The sequence below is a fragment of the Massilia sp. DD77 genome (genome assembly GCF_036961685.1).
GTDB lineage: Bacteria > Pseudomonadota > Gammaproteobacteria > Burkholderiales > Burkholderiaceae_D > Telluria.
Map to the genome: position 1 here is coordinate 1 of NZ_JBAMDH010000091.1, position 540 is coordinate 540.

The following is a 540-nucleotide window of genomic DNA, read 5'->3' on the forward strand; positions in this document are numbered from 1 at the left end:
GCGCCACCGCGCCAAGTGGCTCGGCTACCTCGGCAACATGCTCGACGCCAAGAGCGTACGGACCAGCGCCAAGGCGGTCGAGGTGCACCGCAACACCAGCTTCCGCTGGCGCCACCGTTTTCTCGCCCTCGTCAAACACGACCGCCCGGAGCGGTTGGCAGGCATTGCCGAGGCCGACGAGCTCTTCCTATTGGAGTCGCAGAAGGGCTCGCGCAAGCTCGACCGGCCGGCACGTCACCGGGGCGGCGTGGCTGCAACCCGCGGCATCTCGCGCGAGCACGTGTGCGTGCTGGTCGCGCGCGACCGCACCGGCGGCACCCACGACTTCATCACCGGACGCGGCGCGGTCACCACGGATCAATTGCACCGGCACCTGTTGCCCGTGCTCGATCCCGATGTCCTGCTGGTCACCGATGGGCATCCCGCGTACCGCTCCTTCGCGCGCGAAGCCGGCATTTCCCATGAGTTCGTCAACCTGCGCGCCGGCGAGCGCGTCCGTGGAGCCGTCCACGTCCAAAACGTGAATGCTTACCACCGGCG

The 540-nt window shown here is 68.5% G+C and carries 1 protein-coding gene; it reads left to right on the forward strand.

The window, feature by feature from the left end:
• On the forward strand, positions 1–540 hold a 540-nt coding region (locus tag V7778_RS25085), incomplete at both ends, for an IS1595 family transposase (protein ID WP_335560360.1).